Below are 19038 nucleotides of genomic sequence, written 5' to 3' on the forward strand. Positions count from 1 at the left end.
CGGGGGATCCTGCCGACACGGTACCTCGGCGGCCCCTCTTTTGCAATCGATTTCAACGCGATAGGGTGGCGACACGGCGCCGACCGCGGTGCCAGGGGAGCGAAATGGCCACGATCTACGACGTCGCCCAGCTGGCCGGGGTCTCGCCGGCGACCGTGTCGCGCGTCTTCAACGGCGTCGGCGTCTCGGACGAGAAGGTCGCCGCGGTGCGTCAGGCCGCCGAGCAGCTGCGTTTCACCCCGAACCGCACGGCCCGGACGCTGCGCCGTCAGAGCTCCGAGGTGATCGCGCTGGTCATCCCGGACATCGAGAACCCCTACTTCACGGAGATGGCGCGCGGGGTCGAGGACGTGGCCTCCGAGGCCGGCTACTCCGTCGTGCTCTGCAACTCCGACGCGCAGGTGGAGAAGGAGTCCACGTACCTCGGGATCGCGATCGCCGAGCACATGTCCGGCGTCATCATCGCCGCGGCGTCGGAGCGGACCGATCTGACCGCCATCCGCGCGGCGGGGCGCCCGGTCGTCGCGGTGGACCGCGGCGTCGGCAGTGACGTCGACGAGGTCGTCATGGCCAACCGCGATGCCGGCCGAGCCGCGGCGGAGAGCCTGATCGAGGCCGGGTATCGGCGCATCGCGCACATCGCGGGTCCCGAGAACATCGAGACGGCCACCGAGCGTGCGGAGGGCTGGCGCCGGGCGCTCCAGGCGCACGGGGCGGAGGCCGATCCGGAGCTGCTGCGCTTCTCGTCGTTCCGGGTGGACGGCGGGCGGGAGGCGATGGAGGCGCTGCTGGCGCTGCCCGAGCCGCCGGACGCGGTCGTCGCGGGCAACAACCTCATCGGCGTCGGGGCGATCCAGGTGCTGACCGAACGCGGTCTGACGCCGCCGCGGCTCGGGGTCGCGGTGGTGGGCTCGCTGCCGTTCACCACGCTGTCGCCGACCGCCGTGACCCTCGTTCGCCTGCCCGCACGGCATATGGGCGTCACGGCCGCGCGCATGCTCCTGGAACGGATCGCCGGCGACGCGCAGCCCACGCGCACCGTCGTGCTCCGCGGAGAGCTGCAGCCGGCCAGCGTCCTGCGCTGACGCCGCCCGCCCGCGCGCCTGCCGCGTGCGGGCGTGTCAGTCCGGGGCGCCCCAGACGCGCTTCGCGAGGCGCGTCACCTCGTCGTCCAGGTCCTCCAGCGCGGTCTCCACCCGATCCAGGCGGCGCTCGACCGTGTCGAAGCGGGTGTTGACGGCCTCGAACCGTCCGTTCATCTCACCGCGCAGGCCGTTGATCTCACCGCGCAGGCCGCTGATCTCGGCGTGGATGACCCGGCTGACGTGTGTGCTGACGAGGGTCATGCCGCCCAAGATCGCAGCGGTGAAAACACCGATGAGAACCCAAATCTGAGGATCGTTCATGCCCATCCCTCCATGATGCCCCGGTTGGGTGATCGTGTCACCGAACAGCGGGGCGAAATAACGGGGGTTCCGGATCGGTGGACAACTCGTCTTCGACCGCGTCGGGGGAGGAGGACGAGAGGATCCGTTGCCCTTGAAATCGATTTCGTGTAGCGTGATCGCCGTCCGCGGAGCAGCGGACAGCGATCGAGGAGGATGCGCGTGCAGTGCACCATCGGCGTCGACGTCGGCACGTCGAGCAGCAAGGGCGTGCTCGTCGCGGAGGATGGACGGATCCTCGCCCAGGCAACGCGCGCGCACGAGGTGAGCCGCCCGCACACCGGCTGGGTCGAGATGGACGGCGAGGTGTGGTGGGACGAGTTCGTCTCCCTCTCCCGAGAGCTCGTCGGAGCGGCGTCCGCACTCGACGACGAGGGTCCGGCCGAGATCGTCGGCGTCGGGGTCAGCGGCATGGGCCCCTGCGTCCTGCTCGCCGACGAGGACGACCGCCCCGTCCGCCCGGCGATCCTCTACGGCGTCGACACGCGCACGGGCGCACAGATCGCTCGCATGGACGCGGAGCTCGGGGAGGACGAGATCACCCGCGTCGGCGGCTCCGTCCTCACGTCCCAGGCCGGAGGCCCCAAGCTCGTCTGGGTCCGGGATGAGGAGCCCGATCTCTGGGCGCGCGCACGACGGCTGTACATGCCGGCCTCCTGGCTGGCGCGGCGCCTCACCGGCGCCTACGTGCTGGATCACCAGTCCGCGAGCCAGATGTCCCCGCTGTACGACATCGAGGCCGAGGCCTGGCACCGCCCGTGGTGGGACCGCTACGCCGCGCCGATCGAGCCGCCCGCTCTGGCCTGGGCCGGCGAGGCCGCCGGAACGGTCACTGCGCCGGCGGCGGAGACGACCGGACTTCCCGAGGGGATTCCCGTGATCGTCGGCACGATCGACGCGTGGACGGAGGCGGTGAGCGTGGGCGCCCACGGTGTGGGCGATCTCATGCTCATGTACGGCACCACGATGTTCCTCGTCGCGACCGGGTCCGAGACCGTCCGCACGCCGTCGATGTGGACGACCGTCGGGGCGTTTCCCGGCACGCGGAACCTCGCGGGCGGGCTCGCGACGTCCGGGGCGCTGACCGCGTGGCTCGCGGAGCTGACCGACGCCGGCTACCCGGAGCTGCTCGCCGAAGCGGAGGCGTCCGGTCCGGGTGCGCGCGGGCTCGTGATGCTCCCGTACTTCGCGGGCGAGCGCACCCCTATCCAGGACCCCGACGCCCGAGGGGTGATCGCGGGGCTCACCCTGGAGCACGGTCGTGGCGACCTCTACCGCGCGGCCCTGGAGGCCACCGCCCTCGGGGTGCGGCACAACGTCGAGACCATGCGGGCCGCGGGCGCCGCGATCGACCGGATCGTCGCGGTCGGCGGCGGCACCCAGGGCAGGCTCTGGATGCAGATCGTCTCCGACGCGACCGGGCTCGTGCAGGAGGTGCCGCGCCACACGATCGGTGCGAGCTACGGCGCGGCGTTCCTCGCGACCGCCGCCGCGGCCGCGGGATCCGGGGCGCCGGCGCCGCTCATTGCGGACTGGAACCCGATCGTCGACCGGATCCTTCCGGACCCGGACCGTGCCGCAGTCTACGACGCGCTCTTCGACCGCTACGTGCGGCTCTACGAGGTCACGAAGGGCGTCGTGCATGAGCTGGCCGTCGAGCAGCGGGGGCGCGCGTGACCGGCGGCGCGCCGCGCCGCGCCCGGCCCATCCCGCACACTGCCGAGGCGGTGGCGTTCCCGCTCGGCGGGATCGGCACCGGGAACGTCTCGATCGGGGCCCGGGGCGAGCTGCGCGACTGGGAGCTGGAGAACGGACCGGACAAGGGGCGGGCCAACCCGCACTCGTTCTTCGCGATCCATGCCGCGCCGGAGGGCGCTCAGGCGGTGACCCGCGTGCTGGAGGCCCGCCCGCAGGGGCGGCGCGACCGCGACGCCGGCTTCCCCTTCGACGAGCTCGCCGGACTCCCGCGCCTGGACGCGGCGCGGCTGCACGGTGAGTACCCCGTCGTCGACGTGGATTTCGAGGACGAGACGCTGCCCGTCGTCGTCTCCTTGCGCGCGTTCACCCCGCTCGTCCCCCTCGACGCGGACGCCTCCGGCATGCCCGCCGCGGTGCTCCGCTACCGGGTCACCAATCCGACCGGGCGGGCCGTGCGGGTCACCGTCGTGGGGAGCGTCTCGCACACGGCGGGACGGGGCGTGCCCGGGCCGGACGCCCCGTGGGGGATGCGTGCGACGCAGCGCGTGCGCTGGCGCGAGGAGGGGGACGTCCGCGGACTCGACTTCGACGTGGACCTGCCCCAGGACGACCCGGGCTACGGGACGCTCAGCCTGACCACGACCGATCCGTCCACGACCGCCAAGCCGCAGTGGGTGACGGGGTACTGGCCGGACGGGGCGCGGCTGTTCTGGAACGACCTCGTCGGCGACGGCCTCCTCGAGCCCGAGCCCCGCCTCACCCTGGAGGACCGTCCTCGCGGACTGTTCGCCGAGCTCGACGAGAGCGGGGCGGCCGCGCACGCCCCGGCGCTCACCGAGGACGAGATGCTCGCGAAGCTCCCGCGCATCCGCACCGGGTCGCTCGGGATCGTGCACACGCTGGGCCCGGGGGCATCGGAGGACTTCACGTTCGTGCTGTCCTGGAGCTTCCCGAACCGGCGTCGCGGCTGGCACGGGCACATCGTGTTCGACGACGCGCCGGACCCGGCGGACCCGGCCTCCGCCGACCTCGGTCCGATCGTCCGGAACCACTATGCGACCCTGTGGCCGGACGCCTGGGCCGCGGCCGTCGATCTGCACCGGACCCTCCCCGAGCGGGAACGGGCCACCGTGGCTTTCGTCGACGCGCTGTACGGAGGCGCGCTGGATCCGGTCGTCGCGGACGCCGTCGGTGCGAACATCGCGGCCCTGCGCTCCACCACCTGCTTCGTCCTCGACACGCCGAACCCGGCGCTCGGCGACGGCCCCGTCTTCGCCGCATGGGAGGGATCCTTCGACCACGGAGGGTCCTGCGAGGGCACCTGCACGCACGTCTGGTCGTACGCGCAGACGGCGGCCTGGCTGTTCCCCTCCCTGGAGCGGAGCGCCCGGCGCGTCGAGTTCCTGTTGGAGACGGATGCGTCCGGCGCGCAGAAGTTCCGCGGCAACCGGGTGTTCGGATCCCGGCCGTGGTTCATGGGCCCCGCCGTCGACGGTCAGCTCGGAACCTTCCTCCGCCTTCACCGCGAATGGCGCTTCAGCGGCGACGACGCGTTCCTGCGGGAGCTCTGGCCCGCAGCGGTGCGCAGTCTCGACCACGCGACGCGGGAATGGGACCGCGACGGGGACGGGCTGCTGGACGGCGAGCTGCACAACACCTACGACATCGAGTTCCACGGGATCGACCCGCTCGCGAACGGCATGTACCTCGCGGCCCTCCGCGCCGGCGCGCGCATGGCCGCGCACCTCGGCGAGCCCGAGCGGGCCGAGGCCTGGACCCGGCGGGCGGACGAGGTCGCGGCGGCGATGGACGCCGTGCTCTGGAACGGCGAGTACTACCGGCAGGTGATCGACGACGTCGACGCGCACCGGTACCAGTACGGCGACGGGGTGCTGTCGGATCAGCTCCTCGGGCAGTTCCACGCGTACCTGGGGGGCCTCGGGCCCCTGCTCCCCGAGGACCGCATCGACGCCGCGCTCGGGGCGATCGTGTCCCACAACCACCGCCCGGATCTCACGGCCCACGAGAGCACGCAGCGCGTGTACGCGATGGGGGAGGAGGGCGGGCTGCTGCTCGCGTCCTGGCCCCGCGGCGGACGGCCCGCGATCCCGTTCGTCTACTCCGACGAGGTGTGGACCGGGATCGAGCACCAGGTCGCGACGACGCTGATGTTCGCGGGGCGGGTCGAGGACGCGCTCCGGGTGGAGCGGGCGCTGCGGAGCCGGTACGACGGCACGCACCGCAATCCGTGGAACGAGATCGAGTGCGGCAACCACTATGCGCGCTCGCTCGCCTCCTGGGGGCTGCTCATCGCGGCGACCGGTGCGCAGTGGGACGGGCCCGCACGCACCCTGACCTTCGCCCCGGCGTCCGGCGCCGAGCCGCTGCGCGCCCTGTTCACCACCGCGGCGGGCTGGGGGCGGGTCGAGATCGACGCCGACCGGCTCGCCCTCCACCTCGACGGCGGGTCCCTGGACCTCGCCGAACTGCGACTGCGCCGATCCGGGACCGACCGGCTGCTCGCGCGGGACGTCCGGCTGGTCGCGGGCTCCTCGTTCACCGCCGTCATCCCCGACCGCCCGACCGACCCCGACACCACGGAGAGACCATGACCTACGCACTCCCGACCCCCACTGCGCGGCCGGCGGCCGAGCCGAACACCGTGTACCTCATCACCTCGGGCGACCTGCGCGAGTCGGCCAACGTCGCCGGGTGGCCCGTCCAGGCCGCCGCGGAGGCCGCGGTCACCGCGGTGTTCGAGGAGCTCGGATGGACCGTGATCCGCCCGTTCGGTGTGGACCCGGAGACCGGGCACGGCTACATCTCCAGCCAGCGGATGGGGATGGAGGTGTTCACACGGATCCCGGAGGACGCCCCGCTCGCCGTGGTCACCGCGAACTGGCAGTACTCCCACCACGTCCTGCCGGGCCTGCGCACGCACCGCGGACCGATCCTCACCGTGGCCAACTTCGCCCCGGACTGGCCCGGCCTCGTCGGGCTCCTGGGCCTGAACGCCGGCCTCACCAAGATGCAGAAGCCGTACTCCACGCTGTGGTCCGTCGACTTCACGGACCAGGAGTTCCGCGAGGGGCTGCGGTCCTGGACCGAGACCGGCCGCGTGGCGCACGACGCCTCGCATGTGCGTGCGCTCGCCGCGCTGCCGGACGGGCCGGAGAAGGAGCTCGGTCAGGCTCTCGCCGCTCAGCTGCGCCGAGACAAGGCGATCATCGGCGTCTTCGACGAGGGCTGCATGGGCATGTACAACGCGATCTTCGACGACGAGCTGCTCAATCCCACCGGCATCTACAAGGAGCGCCTGTCGCAGTCGGCTCTGTACGCCGAGATGCGCACGGTCGCCGACGCCGAGGCCGACGCCGCCTACGACTGGCTGATCGAACACGGCATGACGTTCCACTACGGCGAGGACCCGGCCACCGAGCTCACCCGGGATCAGGTGCAGTGGCAGCTGAAGATGTACATCGCCGCCCTCCGGATCGCCGACGACTTCGGGCTGGACGCGGTCGGCATCCAGTACCAGCAGGGACTCAAGGACCTCGTGCCGGCCTCCGATCTCGCCGAGGGGATCCTGAACTCGACCGAGCGTCCGCCGGTGACCTCGCGCGACGGCTCCCGGGTGCTGCACGAGGGGCGCGCCTTCCCGCATTTCAACGAGGCCGATGAGGGCGTCGCGGTGGACGCGCTCGTGACCGACCGCGTGTGGCGGGCCATGGGGCTCGTGCCGGACAACACCCTGCACGACGTGCGCTGGGGCGAGGAGTACGACGGGGACTTCGTCTGGGTCTACGAGATCTCCGGGTCCGTGCCCGCCTCGCACCTCGGCGGCTGGCACAACGCCGAGGGGTGGCGGCAGGGGCACGTCTTCTTCCCCGCCGGCGGCGCCACGATCAACGGCGTCTCGATCCCCGGCGAGGTCGTCCTCTCCCGGATCTACATCGCCGAGGGGGTGCTGCAGGCCGACCTCTTCCGCGGGTCGGTGGTCGAGCTGCCCGCCGACGAGACCCGCCGCCGCAAGGAGGCGACGAACCCGGAGTGGCCGATCGCGCACGTCGTGCTGCACGGGCAGAGCAGGGATCAGTTCATGGCCAGGCACAAGGCCAACCACGTCCAGGTCGTCTACGCGCCGGACGCGGAGACCGCCGACAAGGCGCTGATCGCCAAGGCCGCGATGCTCGACGGCATGGGGATCCGCGTGCACCTCGTCGGGGACGTCACCGTCTGACCGCGGACGGGCGCGCGCCGGTGGGGACCGGGGCGCGCCCGTCCGCGGCCGTCCGATCGGACGTCGCGCCGTCGCCGGCGGGTCAGGACGAGCCCCAGAAACGCCTGGCCAGGTGGGCGACCTCCCCGTCCAGATCGTCGAGACGCCGCTCGATCGAGTCGAGCCGGACGTCCATGGTCGTGAACCGGGCGTCGATCGCCTCCAACCGGGCGTCGATCGCCTCGAACCGGGCGTCGACCGCCTCGAACCGGGCGTCCATCGCCTCGAACCGGGCGTCCATCCGCCCTTCGAGCCCGTCGAAGCGCGCGGTGAGCTCGGACCGCAGCGACGCGATGATCCGCTCGTTCTGCCTCAGCAGCAGCGTGAGCCCGCCCGCCATCACCGCGGCGAACACGCCGATGAGCGTCCAGATCTGTGGATCGTTCATCACCATCCCTTCATTCTGTCCTCTGTGCGGGATCCTGTCACGCCCCGCAGGCGGGATCGCACGCCAGATCGGGACGTGTGGAAAGGCGGCGGCATCCGTCTGCTGTGGAGGGGCAGGCGCGGGCCGGTCGTCGATCGCAGGCGGCGAACGGCGAAGGGGGAATAGGCTGGCGGCACGATGAGGATGACGCGTCGAACTCTGCTCGTCGGCACCGGATTGGGGGCCGTCACCCTGCTCCTCGCGTCCTGCGTGCCGGAGCCCGAGCCCACGCGGACGCCCACGCGGAGCCCGATGCCCCGGCCCACTCCGACGACCGGCCTGCCCGCCCCGACCGACGTCCGGCGGAGCGCCTGGTCCGCCGACCCGTTCTCCCGCGGTGCGGCGAGCATCACCCCCGTCGGCGCGCAGCCGGGACAGCGCGAGCTCCTGACCGAATCTGTGCAGGACCGGCTCTTCCTCGCCGGGGAGGCGACGGACGCGGAGGCTCCGGGCACCATGCGCGGCGCCGTCGCATCGGGGGAGCGCGCGGCGCGGGCGGTGGCGGACGTGATGGACGACGGCGAGCGGATCGCCGTGATCGGCGCCGGGCTCGCCGGGTCCGCCGCCGCGCGGATCCTCGCGGACGCGGGCGCCCACGTGACCGTCCTCGAGGCCCGCGACCGCGTCGGCGGCCGGATGCATGCCGAGACCGACGACGCCTGGCCGACCGGCGTCCAGCTCGGCGGATGGATCCTCGGCGCCGACGACGAGGACCTCCGCAGCCGCATCGACGACATCGCGGTGGTCACTGCGGACGTCGCCGGGCCGCAGTGGCTCGGGACCGCGGGTGCGGTGGACGCCCCCTCGGAGGAGCCGCTGACCGCCGCCGTCGAGCGCGCTGGGCAGCAGCCGGCCGACCTCTCTCTCGTCCAGGCGCTCGCGGAGAACGGCGCCGATCCGGCCGATCCCGGGCTCGTCGCCGTCCTCGCGGCGCTCGCCGCGGCGACGGGCGCCGATCCCGCCACGGCCTCGTCGTGGTTCCCGCCGACCCCCCGGGGCGGGGGGCTCGTCGTCCCGCTCGGTGACACCACGGCGCTGTTCGACCGGTTGCTCGACGGGGTCCAGGTCTCGCTCTCCTCGCCGGTCAGCCGCATCGCCTACGACGACGCCGGGCTGAGCGTCCGGCTGGGGACCGGCGAGGCGCTGTCGTTCGACCGCGTCGTGCTGACGGTCCCGCTGGGAGTGCTGCAGGAGCAGGGGATCGAGTTCGCGCCGCCCCTTCCGTTCGGGATCCGTGGTGCCGTGTCCGCCCTCGCCATGGGGGCGATCGAGACGATCTGGCTGCTCTTCGACGAGCCGTTCCCGCGCCCGGGCGAGGAGGCGGGAGGCGGGGCCGGGCCGGAGCCGACGGCGACGGTCACCCCCGACGCCGACGCGCCGGAGGCCTCGGCCGTCGCGGTCTCGCTCTGGCAGCTCGTGGACGGCTCGGCCGTCTTCCGGACGTGGCTGGAGCTGCGCACCGACGACGACCGCACGGTGCTCGTCGGCGTGGTCGGGGGAGACCCGGCCGTCGAGTTCGCCGACCTCGACGATGAGGCGGCGCTCGCCGTCGCGCTGGAGTCGCTGTCCCGCTTCGCCCCCGACCCGATCGAGTAGCCGCGTCCCGCGGCGGGCGTGTTGACACCGTACGCGCTCCCTCCTAAGCTCCCATGGAATCGAATCCATGGAATCGAATCCATGGATTCGATTCCATGAGCGATCGGGCGAAGGGGTCGATGAACGTCGTCACCATCAAGGACGTGGCCGCGCGCGCCGGAGTGTCCCCGGCGACCGCCTCCCGCGTGCTGTCGGGCCACCCGGCGACCTCGCCCGGATCCCGGGAGCGCGTCGAGCAGGCGGCGCGCGAGCTCGACTTCCACCCCAACGCGCAGGCCAGGGCATTGCGCTCCACGCGCTCGGACACGATCGGCCTGCTCGTCTCCGACGTCCGCAACCCCTTCTTCGCGGATCTCGCGCACACCATCGAGCAGGAGCTGCTCGCCTGCGGCTACACCACGCTGCTGGGCAACGCCAACGAGGACCCCGCACAGCAGGACCGCTATCTGGACACGCTCATCTCTCGGCGGGCGGACGGCGTCATCGTCGCTCCTCAGGGGGGTGGTGATCCGGGTGCGATCCAGGCCCTGCTCGCCCGGGGCGTCCCCCTCGTCTTCGTGGACCGGGTGCTCCCGGGCATCCCCGTTCCGAGCGTCACCACCGATCCCGTGCCCGGGATCCGCCAGGCGGCCGTGCACCTGCGTGACCGGGGGCACCGGCGGGTCGGCTACATCGCCGGACCGCAGACGGCGTCGACCGGCCGGGACCGGCTCGCCGCCTGGGCGGACGCCGCCGCCGACGCGGGCCTGGACGCGGACCCGGCGCTGATCCACCACGGCGACTTCCAGGCGGAGAGCGGATCCGCGGCCGTCCATCGCCTCTTCCGGCTCCCCGACCCGCCCACGGCGCTGCTCGCCGCGGACAGCCTCATGACCGTCGGGGCCCTGGCCATGCTGCAGCGCCTCGGGCACCGGATCGGCGAGGACGTCGCGCTGATCGCCTTCGACGACATCGAGTGGTTCTCGCTGCTGAACCCTCCGCTCAGCGTGATCGCGCACAGCGTCGAGGAGATGGGGCGGCACGCGGTCCGCCTTCTCCGCGAGGTCATCGCCGGAGGCGCCCCGGACTCGATCCTCCTGTCGAGCGAGCTGATCGTGCGGGCCTCCTCCTCGTGGCCCGCTCCCGCGCCCGCGGCGCCCGTCCGTCCGTCCCCGCCCTTGTCGAAGGAGCCCTCATGAGTGCACAGGCACAGCCGACCGTCGTCCCCCGCGCGATCGCCGACGGAACCGTCGTCGTCGCCGGGTCCATCAACATCGACCAGCGGGTGACCGCCGCACGGCTTCCCCGTCCGGGCGAGACCCTCATCGGAACATCGGCGAGCCTCGCTCCCGGGGGCAAGGGGGCGAACCAGGCCGTCGCGGCGGCGCGCCGCGGCGCACCGACCGTCATGGTCGGCGCCGTGGGCGACGACGGGCGGGAGGCCGAGGCGGTCGGCGTCATGGCAGCGGCGGGCGTCGACCTCGGCCGGGTCGCCACCGTCCCCGGTCCCACGGGGCTCGCCCTCGTGAGCGTGGGCGAGGACGACGCGGAGAACACGATCATCGTCGTGCCCGGTGCCAACGGCCTCGTGGACGCCGCGGCGATCGAGGCGCACGCCGACGTCGTCGAAGCGGCCGCCGTGCTCGTCCTGCAGGGGGAGATCCCCGTGGAGGGGATCGACCGCGCTGCCGCACTCGCGGGCGGCCGGGTGCTGCTGAACCTCGCTCCCGTCTGCGCGGTCGCGGACGAGACGCTCCGTCGCGCGGACCCGCTGGTCGTCAACGAGCACGAGGCGCTCGTGCTGCTGGACCAGCTCGCCGCGGGCGCCGGGGCCGGTGGCGAGAGCGCCGCCCGCGAGGCGCCCGCCCGCCGGTCCGACGCCGCCCTCGCCCAGGCGCTGCGTTCCGCCGGAGCCCGGTCGATCGTGCTCACCCTCGGCGCCGGCGGGGCCGTGGTCGCCGAGGGGGCGCGGCTCGTGCACGTGGCCTCCCCGCGCGTGGACGCGGTGGACACGTCCGGCGCCGGGGACGCCTTCGTCGGATCGCTGGCCGCCTCGCTCGCGGCGGGGTCCTCGCTCATCGACGCGGTGCGTCTCGCCGTCCGGGTCGGGGCGTTCGCGGTGACCCGGGAGGGGACGCAGTCCTCCTCGCCGACGTCGGACGACGTGCTCCCGGGCGGGGACGAGGCCGTCACGGAGCTCGACGCCGGGGCGACGGAAGACGCGGAGGGATCGCGCCGCTGACGCGCATCGCCGCCGTCGTTCAGGACGAGCGCCAGAACCTCGTGGCGAGGTTGGCGACCTCCTTGTCGAGGTCGTCGACCTTGTCCTCGACGCGGATGAGCCGGTCGTCGATGGCGTCGAGCCGGGTGCCCATCGCCGCGAACTGACCGTTCACCTCTCCGCGGAGTCCGTCGATCTTCGCGTCCAGCCGAGCGCCCTCCGATCGCAGGACGCGGCTGAACTGGGCCGTCATGACGGACATGCCGCCGAGCACCGCGGCGGCGAACACGCCGATGAGCGTCCACACCTGCGGATCGGTCATCTGCATCCCCCCATTCTCCTCGGGAGGCTCCAGGTTGTCACCCGCGGAGGCGCCGCCGGGGTCACGGACGGGAGCCGTGGAGAACCCCGCCGGATCCGCCGCGGGGGAGGACGACCATCGGACGCGCGGTCTACGATCCGGGTCCGGGACGCGACCACCGCACCCCGGGGAGCCGGCTGGTGAGCACCAGCACGGAGGAGACGGCCGCGAAGATCGCCAACGCGACGGCGGAGGTGCCGAGGAACTCCGCGGGTCCGCTCACCTGGCGGGGATCCAGGAAGTAGTACGGGTACCACCCGATGATCGGCCCCCGCCACATCGTGAACCCTCCCCAGACGAGCGGGAAGGCGAGGGAGGCGGGGACGATCGTCCAGGGAACCGGCCGTCGGGCGGGCGTGACGAGCCAGGCCGTCGCGGAGAACGCCGGCAGCCAGTAGTGGATCAGCTGATCGGACCACGGCACCGTCATCGGGATGCCCCGGAGATGGGCCTGCCAGACGATGAGACCGAACGCGAGTCCGGCGGTGAGCGTCCACGTGAGAACGAGGGCATAGGCGGCGGAGAGCCAGAGCGGATCCTCGGCGCGGCGCAGGGCCAGTGCCGCCGCCACGACCAGCAGCAGCATCAGGGCGATGTTCGACTGCACCGTGAGATAGGCGAAGAAGTTCTCCCCCGCGGCGGTCCGCGAGCTCAGGCCCCAGAACAGGCGGTGGACGAGCGCGACGAGGCACACCGCCGCCGTGGCCACGCGCACGAGGGCGACCACGGTCCGAGCCCTCACCGTCCCGTCATCTCCTGTCCGGGGGCGATCGGGTGCGCCCCCGGCCCGAGTCTACGGACCCGGCCTCCGCGCCGGCCGGGGGAGACCCGCAGAGAACGACCCCGCATCGGCAGGGCGGCGGAGTCAGGACTCGGGGAGGAGCCCGTCCACGAGCGCGTCGACGACGTCGTCGACCGGCAGGTCCGGGTCGATCGGCGTGGTCAGGCGGTCCAGCAGCAGGCCGTCGATCGCGTAGTGGAAGAGCACGATCTCCCGGCGGCCGCCGGGAAGACCCGCCGTCTCGTTGAACGCGACATCCCCCTCGAACCCGGCGCGCAGCCACGGGGCGAGCACCGCGGACAGCTCGGGGCGACGCGCCGACTCCAGACGCAGTTCGAACAGAGCGAGGGTGACCTCCCGGTCGGCGCAGAGGCGGCGGACGATGTCGCGAAGGTAGTCGGCGAAGAGCGCGCGGCTCGGCCGCTGCCCGGCGCGGAGCGCCAGATCCTCCGGCGTGGGTGCGAGACGGGCGCCGATCCGTTCGAACAGGCCCGCCATGAGCGCGTCCCGGCTGCGGAAGTAGTTCGAGGTCGTGCCCGTGGGCACCCCCGCCGCCTCGTCCACGGCGCGGTGGGTGAGTCCGCGGGATCCCTCGCGGGCGAGCACCGCGAGCCCGGCATCGGCCAGCGCGGCGCGGCGCGCATCGTTCTTCGCCATGCAACGAGACTAGCGCAACCACTGCACCTGTTGTAGTCTCCAATCACTGCACCTGTAGTTATTGGAGAACGATGCGACAACTCACCTACTACGTCGCCGTCAGCCTCGACGGATACATCGCGGGGCCGGGCGGCGAGTTCGACGCCTTCCTCGCGGAGGGCGATCACATGGCGCCCATCTGGGCCCGGTACCGCGGCACGGCGCCGACGGTCCTCGCCGCTCATGCCGGCCTCTCCGTCGAGGACGGTCCGTTCGACACCGTCCTCATGGGATGGAACACGTACGCGGTCGGCCTCCCCGACCACCACCTGGCGGATCCGTACACGCACCTGAGGCAGATCGTCTTCACGCGCACCCATCAGGGCCCGGAGGGAAGCGGCGGCGTCGAGTTCACCGCCGCCGATCCGGTCGACACGGTCCGGGCGCTGAAGGAGGAGGACGGCGCGGGGATCTGGCTCTGCGGGGGTGGAGCGCTCGCCGCTCACCTGGCCGACGAGATCGACCGGCTGGCCCTCAAGATCAACCCCGTGCTCCTCGGGGGCGGGATCCCGCTGTTCGGCCCTCGCGGCTACGCACCGACGACGTTCGAACGCGTGGACACGACGGCGTTCGACTCCGGCGTCGTGCTCGCCGAGTACGTGCGCCGCTGAGGCGGGTCAGGCCGGGTCGAGACGCAGCACGGGGCCCGACTCGCCCACGGCGAGGTCGTCGGCGCTGCGGAGCGTGCGCGCGAGGTCGTCGACCGCGCCCAGCACGGTCCCGAACCGCTCGCGGTCCCCGCACACCGCCTGGAGGGTGATCAGGTGCGTCCCGGTGTCCCACGTGTAGGTGGCGAACGGCGGAGTGGACGGGTTCGGCGGAAGGGGGACGACGAGCTTCTCGCCGATCCCGAGATACGGATTGCGGAACTCCTCCGTGTCGTCGTACTCCATCGGCATCATGGCGCGGGCGGTCCGCAGCTGCGGCGTGAGCTCCTGCGCACTGGCCATCGCGACGATCAGCTCGGGCTCCTGCTTCCAGGTCCACACCAGGACCCGGCCGTCCGCCTTGCGCATCAGCAGCGGGGCGGCCTGGCTCATGGCCCAGGCGGCGAAGCCGGAGCCCGGGCGGGGCGTGGCTCCGGCGGCGGCGTTCGCCTGACCCAGCAGCATGCGGATCGCGGCCTTGCGATGACGGCGTCCCTTGAAGCCGAGGGATCCGGTCACGGGGATCCAGCGGGCGGGGTCGGCGTCGGCGAGCAGGCGCATGTCGTCACGCTATCGCGCGCACCTATCGGGCGGGTGTGGATCCGGATCGGCCCGCGGGGACCCGGGCCGCGTCGCGCGGGAGCCGCCCCGGAGGCCGCTCCCCGTCGCTAGGCTCCGAGGAGGGCCGCGCGAGCCCGTGACCGGAGGGAGCCACGTGCACGTCGAGATGCGGGGACCCGAGACGGCGACGCCCCTGCTCCTGCTGCACGGCGGCGGCGTGGGCGGGTGGATGTGGGGTCCCGTGCGCGCGCGTCTGCGTGCCCCGTGGCGCATGATCGTGCCGGATCTGCCCGGACATGACCGCAGCGCCGGCAGCCCGTACACCTCCCACGAGGCGGTGATCGCCGAGCTCGTGGCGCTCCTGGAGCGGACGGGGAGACCGGCCGTCGCGGCCGGCTTCTCCCTCGGCGCCCAGCTCGCGGTGCTCCTGGCCTCGGAGCGGCCCGATCTCGTGGAACGCGTCGTGGCGGTCAGCGCACAGGCCGTTCCCGCCCCGGCGACCGGCCCGACACTGGCGCTGCTGTCCGCCACGGCGGGTCTCGCGAGGAACCCGGCGTTCGCCCGGGCGCAGGCCAGGGAGCTGTTCGTCCCGGATGCGCTGCTGCCCGACTACCTCCGCACCTCCGCCGCGATGTCGCGCGCGACGCTCGTCGCCGCGGTCGGGGCGAACCTGCGGTTCCGGATCCCGGCGGGCTGGTCCCGGTTCCCCGGGAGCGCCCGGATCCTCGTCGGCGAGCGGGAGCGCCGGCTGATGCACCGCTCCGCGGCGGCGCTGCACGACGCCCTCCCGAGCGCCGTGCGCGAGGAGGTACCGGGGTGCGGGCACGGGATCCCCCTGCAGCGGCCGGACCTGCTCGCGCGCATCCTCGACGAGTCCGACTGACGCCCCGCCGGACCGTGGGGCGGCGGTCCCCGCACGTCTGCGCGGCGGCGCGCACAGCGGATCCCCGGCGGTCCCAGAGCCCTCGGGTAGAGTGTCGAGCGCCCGATCCCGGGCGGAATCCCTTGTCCGCGGCCCAGAATAGGCAGCCCCCGTGACCTCTCCCGACGACCGCCCGACCTCGGCTGATCCCGAGACCCCGGCCGTCCCGAATCGCTCCGGCGACGGCCCGTTGACCATCCTGATCGGATGCGACACGTTCTCCCCCGACATCAACGGGGCCGCGCGCTTCGCCGAGCGCCTCGCCGCCGGCCTCGTCCAGCGCGGCCACGACGTGCATGTCGTGGCTCCCAACCAGGCGTACCGGCGAACCAAGCCCCGCACCGAGGTGATCGAGGGCGAGCCGATGACCCTGCACCGTCTGCCCTCGGTGCGCTGGGCCCCGCACGACTGGCTGCGCTTCGTCTGGCCGTGGCGATCCAAGCACTACGCCCGCGTCGTGCTCGACGAGGTCAAGCCGGACGTCGTCCACATCCAGTCGCACATCGTGATCGGCCGCGGGCTGTCCCGCATCGCCCACCGTCGAGGCATCCCGGTCGTGGCGACCAACCACGTGATGGCCGAGAACATCCTCGACCACACCACGATGCCGAAGTTCATCGACGACATCGTGTTGAAGCTCGCCTGGGCCGACGCCGCCCGCACCTTCGCGCTGACCCGGGCGGTCACCACGCCCACGCGGCGCGCCGCGGACTTCCTGGAGCGGACGATCGACGTCGGCGACGTGATCCCCGTGAGCTGCGGCATCGACCGCTCGAACTACGATCCGGTGATCGGCCCGCGTGAGCGCAACCGCATCATCTTCGTCGGCCGGCTGACCGCCGAGAAGCAGATCGACGTCATCCTGCGGGCGCTCACGAAGCTCGACCCCGCGCTGGACGTCGCGTTCGACATCGTCGGCGGCGGCGACCAGCGGAAGGCCTTGGAGAACCTCACGCAGGAGCTGGGGCTGGGCGACCGCGTCACGTTCCACGGCCGCATCTCCGACGAGAAGCTGCGCTCCCTCTACTCGCGGGCGTCGGTGTTCGCGATCGCCTCGATCGCCGAGCTGCAGTCCATCGCGACGATGGAGGCGATGGCCTCGGCGCTCCCGGTGGTCGCCGCCGACGCCGTCGCCCTTCCGCACCTCGTCCACGACGGCGAGAACGGCTATCTGTTCGAGCCGGGCAACGTGGACGAGCTCGCCGCGCGCCTGACCGACGTGCTGACCGCGTCGCCGGCCGAGTACGAGCGGATGCAGCAGGCCTCCCTCGACGGCGTCGCGATCCATGACATCAACCGCACTCTCGACACGTTCGAGGCGCTCTACCGCGGCGCTCCGCTGCCCGAGTGACGGCCGCGCCCCCGTGCACGTCGTCTTCTTCAGCGACCAGCACCTGGAGTCCCTCGGCGGCGCCCAGGTCTCGATGCGGCTGCAGCGACGATACCTGGAGCGTGCCGGGCACACGGTGACCGTGGTCGCCCCGAGGATGCACGGCCCGCGCGCGCAGGGCATCGATCCCGACGCCGCGACCGGCTACGTCGACCTCCCCTCGATGCCGATCACTCCGGACCGGGAGTACTCCCTGACATGGCCGGGGCGGCGCACCGACCGCGCGCTGGACCGGGCGATGGCGTCGCGGCCGCCGGCAGACCTCGTGCACGTGCAGGCGGACTTCTGGGGCGCGTTCATCGGCCACCGGTACGCGCATCGGCACGGGATCCCCGTCGTCCACACGATGCACAACCGGGTCGACGTCGGACTCGCCGCCGTGACGCCGCTGCACCGGCCGGTCCTCGTCGCACTGAACGCCTGGCGGCGCCGGGCGCTGCGCGGCGTCGGCGTGCAGCCCCGCGGGCGAGACGGGTGGGCGTACCTGCGCGGCATCGCCGCCGAGTCGCGGGCCGTGACCGCTCCGTCCGGGCACTTCGCGCGCCGCCTGGAGCGGCACGGCGTCTTCGATCCCGTGGATGTCGTGTGGAACGGCATCGACGAGGACGTGCTCGAGGCCGTGCGGTCCGCGGCGCCGTCGATCCGGCGTCCGGGACCCGCCCGCTTCGTGTGGCTGGGGCGGATGAGCCCGGAGAAGCGGCTGCTGCCCTTCGTCGAGGCCGTGGTGGCCTCGGACGTGGACGCGGAGATCGAGATCATCGGCGGCGGCGGGCAGCGTCGGGCGGCCGAGCGGATCGCGGCGCGGGCCGGGCGACCGCGGATCCGGTTCGCCGGCCGGTTGTCCTACCCGGAGGTGCTCGCCCGCATCGCCGATGCCGACGCGGTCGTGCAGACCTCGATCGGCTTCGAGACGCAGGGGATGACGCCGTTCGAGGCGGCGACCCTGGGAACGCCGACGGTGGTGAGCGACCCCGATATCGCCGCGGAGCTGCGCGGCGGGCTGTGGGCCGTGCCGGAGACTGCGGTCCCCGGGGCGGGTGGTCGCCGAGGGGCGCGTGCGCGGGAGGAGCGCCGGATCGCCGCCCTCGCGCGGACGCTGCGCGGTGCCGCGGCGGACATCGACGCCGGCCGAGCGCCGCGTCCGGATCCGGAGGTGGCCGAGGCGTTCCGCCAGTCGTCGCGGACGGCCGCGATGATCCGGATCTACGAGCGCGTCCTCGAGGGCTGACCGGCCCCGGTCGCCCCGGTGTCGGTCGTTGAGCGAGCGGAGCGAGACGAAACGCGGTGTGCTCGGTCGTCCGGTGTCGGTCGTTGAGCGAGCGCAGCGAGTCGAAACGCAGGTCAGGCCCCGGCGAGGAGGGGTGCGATCAACGACATCAGCCAGGACGACGCGACCCCGACGAGCCCGGCCCCGCCGACCCCGATCGCGATCCCGGCGAGCACCTTGCCTCGGGCGGCGCGGGCGCCGATGATCCCGAAGATGAGAGAGAGGGCGTAGCCGACGAGCAGCACGAACGACTGCACCGCGGCGAGCAGTCCGTAGAGGGCGAACCGATCGGCGCCGGCTGCCGCGCCGGAATAGATGAGCGTCTGCAGCCCGATCGTCCCGACGAGGGCGAGCAGGACGGTGATCAGGGCGATGATGAAGGCGGTCTTGCCCGCTCCGCCGGACCCTCCCTGTGTCACGGGGGCCGGTTGACCGGGGTAGCCGCCGGCGGGTGCACCGGTGGCCGCGGCGGCGCTCGGTCCGGGGTTGAGCACCGCACCGGGAGGCGGTGCGGCAGGGGACGAGCCCGCGTGCGACGGGTCTGAGGCGTACGGCGGCGTGGGCTGCGGGTCGCTCATGCGGTCGAGCATAGATGAGAGCGTCCGTGCTGTGGGGTGCCCCGTCGGTGTGGCCGGTCGCGCCCGGCTCCACCCCGCCTTCCCGTCCCGATCTGCACACGTGGTTCCGATCTGCGCAGGATCTGCCGCAGGAACTGTGCGGATCGGGCCCGGATGTGCAGATCGGGGACCGGTGCCGGATGCGGGGAGC

Annotated in this window: 18 protein-coding genes; 11 read left to right on the forward strand and 7 right to left on the reverse strand. The window is 73.0% G+C overall.

The annotated features are described in order from the left end of the window. The first annotated feature begins 104 nt into the window (after positions 1–104). Positions 105–1085, forward strand: a complete 981-nt coding sequence (locus tag K8F61_RS14750) for a LacI family DNA-binding transcriptional regulator (RefSeq protein WP_231819653.1) — start codon at positions 105–107, stop codon at positions 1083–1085. Between the two features lie 36 nt (positions 1086–1121). Here the strand turns inward: K8F61_RS14750 and K8F61_RS14755 are convergent, their stop codons facing one another. Beyond that, entirely contained in the window at positions 1122–1412 is a 291-nt protein-coding gene (locus K8F61_RS14755) for a hypothetical protein (protein WP_231819654.1), read from the reverse strand. Between the two features lie 189 nt (positions 1413–1601). Here K8F61_RS14755 and K8F61_RS14760 point away from each other — a divergent pair, with 189 nt between their 5' ends. The 3 genes from K8F61_RS14760 to K8F61_RS14770 are packed head-to-tail and all read left to right on the forward strand — an operon-like array spanning position 1602 to position 7383. Next, complete coding sequence (locus tag K8F61_RS14760; RefSeq protein WP_231819655.1) at positions 1602–3122, forward strand: FGGY-family carbohydrate kinase; 1521 nt, start codon at positions 1602–1604, stop codon at positions 3120–3122. Continuing rightward, positions 3119–5755: a GH116 family glycosyl hydrolase gene (locus K8F61_RS14765; RefSeq protein WP_231819656.1), complete on the forward strand. Its 2637-nt coding sequence runs from the start codon at positions 3119–3121 to the stop codon at positions 5753–5755. The genes K8F61_RS14760 and K8F61_RS14765 overlap by 4 nt, the downstream gene beginning before the upstream one ends. Further along, a complete protein-coding gene (locus K8F61_RS14770) occupies positions 5752–7383 on the forward strand; it encodes a fucose isomerase (RefSeq protein ID WP_231819657.1) in 1632 nt (543 codons plus the stop codon). Before K8F61_RS14765 ends, K8F61_RS14770 begins: the two co-directional genes overlap by 4 nt. 82 nt (positions 7384–7465) lie before the next feature. Here the strand turns inward: K8F61_RS14770 and K8F61_RS14775 are convergent, their stop codons facing one another. Next, entirely contained in the window at positions 7466–7810 is a 345-nt protein-coding gene (locus K8F61_RS14775; RefSeq protein ID WP_231819658.1) for a hypothetical protein, read from the reverse strand. Between the two features lie 183 nt (positions 7811–7993). Here K8F61_RS14775 and K8F61_RS14780 point away from each other — a divergent pair, with 183 nt between their 5' ends. The 3 genes from K8F61_RS14780 (at position 7994) to K8F61_RS14790 (ending at position 11666) form a co-directional block, all read left to right on the forward strand. After that, on the forward strand, positions 7994–9445 hold the full coding sequence (locus K8F61_RS14780) for a flavin monoamine oxidase family protein (RefSeq protein WP_231819659.1): 1452 nt from the start codon (positions 7994–7996) through the stop codon (positions 9443–9445). A 95-nt stretch (positions 9446–9540) separates the two neighbouring features. Next, entirely contained in the window at positions 9541–10623 is a 1083-nt protein-coding gene (locus tag K8F61_RS14785) for a LacI family DNA-binding transcriptional regulator (RefSeq protein WP_231819660.1), read from the forward strand. Then, positions 10620–11666 (forward strand): ribokinase, encoded by a 1047-nt coding sequence (locus K8F61_RS14790; RefSeq protein WP_231819661.1) that lies wholly within the window; start codon positions 10620–10622, stop codon positions 11664–11666. The genes K8F61_RS14785 and K8F61_RS14790 overlap by 4 nt, the downstream gene beginning before the upstream one ends. 19 nt (positions 11667–11685) lie before the next feature. Here the strand turns inward: K8F61_RS14790 and K8F61_RS14795 are convergent, their stop codons facing one another. The 3 genes from K8F61_RS14795 to K8F61_RS14805 form a co-directional block, all read right to left on the reverse strand. Beyond that, complete coding sequence (locus K8F61_RS14795) at positions 11686–11973, reverse strand: hypothetical protein (RefSeq protein WP_231819662.1); 288 nt, start codon at positions 11971–11973, stop codon at positions 11686–11688. 124 nt (positions 11974–12097) lie between these two features. Continuing rightward, positions 12098–12748 carry a Pr6Pr family membrane protein gene (locus K8F61_RS14800; RefSeq protein ID WP_231819663.1) on the reverse strand — a complete coding sequence of 217 codons (651 nt, stop codon included), beginning with the start codon at positions 12746–12748 and terminating at the stop codon, positions 12098–12100. A gap of 123 nt (positions 12749–12871) precedes the next feature. Then, positions 12872–13444 carry a TetR/AcrR family transcriptional regulator gene (locus tag K8F61_RS14805; RefSeq protein ID WP_231819664.1) on the reverse strand — a complete coding sequence of 191 codons (573 nt, stop codon included), beginning with the start codon at positions 13442–13444 and terminating at the stop codon, positions 12872–12874. A 71-nt stretch (positions 13445–13515) separates the two neighbouring features. Here K8F61_RS14805 and K8F61_RS14810 point away from each other — a divergent pair, with 71 nt between their 5' ends. After that, positions 13516–14094 carry a dihydrofolate reductase family protein gene (locus K8F61_RS14810; RefSeq protein WP_231819665.1) on the forward strand — a complete coding sequence of 193 codons (579 nt, stop codon included), beginning with the start codon at positions 13516–13518 and terminating at the stop codon, positions 14092–14094. A 6-nt stretch (positions 14095–14100) separates the two neighbouring features. On the opposite strand, the gene K8F61_RS14815 is transcribed toward K8F61_RS14810, so the two are convergent. Next, positions 14101–14691, reverse strand: a complete 591-nt coding sequence (locus K8F61_RS14815; protein WP_067248407.1) for a hypothetical protein — start codon at positions 14689–14691, stop codon at positions 14101–14103. 136 nt (positions 14692–14827) lie between these two features. On the opposite strand from K8F61_RS14815, the gene K8F61_RS14820 reads away from it, so the two are divergent. The 3 genes from K8F61_RS14820 (at position 14828) to K8F61_RS14830 (ending at position 18231) form a co-directional block, all read left to right on the forward strand. Then, positions 14828–15574, forward strand: coding sequence for an alpha/beta fold hydrolase (locus K8F61_RS14820; RefSeq protein ID WP_231819666.1), 747 nt, complete (start codon positions 14828–14830; stop codon positions 15572–15574). A gap of 151 nt (positions 15575–15725) precedes the next feature. Next, complete coding sequence (locus K8F61_RS14825; RefSeq protein ID WP_067248410.1) at positions 15726–16964, forward strand: glycosyltransferase; 1239 nt, start codon at positions 15726–15728, stop codon at positions 16962–16964. 13 nt (positions 16965–16977) lie between these two features. Further along, complete coding sequence (locus tag K8F61_RS14830) at positions 16978–18231, forward strand: glycosyltransferase family 4 protein (protein WP_231819667.1); 1254 nt, start codon at positions 16978–16980, stop codon at positions 18229–18231. 113 nt (positions 18232–18344) lie between these two features. Here K8F61_RS14830 and K8F61_RS14835 read toward each other — a convergent pair whose 3' ends face one another. Further along, positions 18345–18848 (reverse strand): hypothetical protein, encoded by a 504-nt coding sequence (locus K8F61_RS14835; protein WP_231819668.1) that lies wholly within the window; start codon positions 18846–18848, stop codon positions 18345–18347. Positions 18849–19038 lie beyond the last annotated feature (190 nt).

The organism is Microbacterium resistens (assembly GCF_021172025.1).
Taxonomy (GTDB): Bacteria; Actinomycetota; Actinomycetes; order Actinomycetales; family Microbacteriaceae; genus Microbacterium; species Microbacterium resistens.